This window comes from Kitasatospora sp. NPDC094015, from assembly GCF_040304075.1.
Classification (GTDB): domain Bacteria; phylum Actinomycetota; class Actinomycetes; order Streptomycetales; family Streptomycetaceae; genus Kitasatospora.
On sequence record NZ_JBEOUL010000084.1, the window covers coordinates 1 to 1700 of the forward strand.

A 1700-nucleotide genomic window follows, 5' to 3' on the forward strand; every position below is an offset into this window, starting at 1 on the left:
GCGAACTCGTCACCAACGCGATCCGGCACACCCACGGCCCCGGCCGGGTACGGCTGGTCCACGGCCCGCACGGCCTCGACGTGGAGGTCAGCGACACCAGCCGGATCCTCCCGCAGCCCCGGCACGTGGAGGCCGGGGCCTCGCAGAGCGGACGGGGGCTGGCCATCGTGGCGGTCCTGTGCGACACCCTCTCCGTCACCCTCGACCTCGGCAGCGGCAAGACCGTCCACGCCCACCTGGCGCCGGTGCCCCCGCCGCCGTCCGTGGAACCGCAGATCCCGCGGCCCACCGGGAGGGTTGGGCGGTCCCGCACGTGGTGACCGGTCCGCACGGACCCGAGACCACCTTCGAGGAGCACACGATGCACCGACACAACCACCCGAAGAGCCGCGACGGCCGGCCGGGACGGACCTCCTCACCTCCCCTGACCAGCCGGGCGAAGCCGCTCGCCATGCTGCTGGCCGCCGGCTCGCTCGCCCTCGCGGTGAGCGCCTGCGGCAGCGGCGCCGGCAGCGCCGCTTCCGGCTCCGCGACAGCCGCGAGCGCCGCCTCGCAGGCCGCGGCCACCGTTCAGAGCACCACCGGGACCCCGGCCGCCGGTGAGGACGGCCCGTTCGGCCCGGCCTGCGGCTCGGTCCCCTCCGACGGGCCCGGCTCGTTCGGCAGCATGGCCGAGGACCCGGTCGCCACCGCCGCCTCCAACAACCCGCTGCTGTCCACCCTGGTCAGCGCCGTCACCACGGCCGGCCTGGTCGACACGCTCAACTCCGCCCAGGACATCACCGTGTTCGCGCCGACCAACGACGCCTTCAACAAGATCCCCAAGGCCACCCTGGACGCCGTCCTCGCCGACAAGGACAAGCTCACCAAGATCCTCACCTACCACGTCGTGCCGGGGAAGCTCACCCCGGCCGCCCTGCCCGGGGAGCACAAGACCCTGGAGGGCACCTCCGTTACGGTCACCGGCTCCGGGGAGGACCTCACCGTGGACGGCACCGCCAAGGTCGTCTGCGGCAACGTTCCCACCGCCAACGCCACCGTCTACCTCATCGACACCGTCCTGATGCCGACCTCCTGACCCGGGCCCCAGGAGCCCCCGGCCCGCCGACCCGCGCCGACCCCGCCGACAGGTACTGCTGCCCGCGGGGCCGGCGCCGGCCGGCGTCCTGGGCCGATCGGGTGGAGCCGGCCGCCTTCGGCAGTCCGCCCGGGCGGTGGCTGCGAACCACGGCCGTGCACGTACCGCCCGGAGGTCGCCGCGCGGTACGTGCGCACGGGCGGGGTCTGCCGCAGGCCCCCGCCCGCACCTGGGAGCGGTCCGAAAGGTTGAGCAAACTGCCGCAGGACGATCAGGCCGTGCCGCGGTACCCCACCGCGGATTGGGCCGTCGGAAGGAGCGCACGGCCCGGCGGGCCCGGCGCAGCCCACGAACACCCGCACAATCGGCCCTCGAAGCCGGTGGCCTTGCCCGTCCGGCCGTACCCGGCCCGTCGCGGGCCCGACGGGATGGATCGCCAGTGACTGACCGACACCGGGACGAGGAACTGAACCGTCCCGCGCAGGACCTGAACGGGCCGGGACCCACGGCCAGGCTCGCCGCCCTGATCAAGGACCCGCCCCGCCCGCCCGGCCCGTTCCGTCCGACGTTCTGGCGCAGCCCGATCCGGGGGCCGTGGCTGACCGCGGTGTTCGGGCTCGTG

At 74.8% G+C, this 1700-nt stretch carries 3 protein-coding genes; all 3 read left to right on the top strand.

Annotated features, from left to right (window positions below):
* Window positions 1-320: ATP-binding protein (locus ABT014_RS34445; RefSeq protein WP_350643798.1), on the top strand; the 320-nt coding region annotated here is incomplete at its 5' end.
* A 131-nt stretch (window positions 321-451) separates the two neighbouring features.
* Window positions 452-1078, top strand: a complete 627-nt coding sequence (locus ABT014_RS34450; protein ID WP_350643802.1) for a fasciclin domain-containing protein — start codon at window positions 452-454, stop codon at window positions 1076-1078.
* A 439-nt stretch (window positions 1079-1517) separates the two neighbouring features.
* A partial coding sequence (locus ABT014_RS34455; protein WP_350643800.1) for a hypothetical protein occupies window positions 1518-1700 on the top strand: 183 nt, incomplete at its 3' end.

Coding starts and splice junctions, on each gene's coding strand:
- ABT014_RS34450 (WP_350643802.1), top strand. CDS start 452: ATGCTGCTGGCCGCCGGCTCGCTCGCCCTCGCGGTGAGCGCCTGCGGC.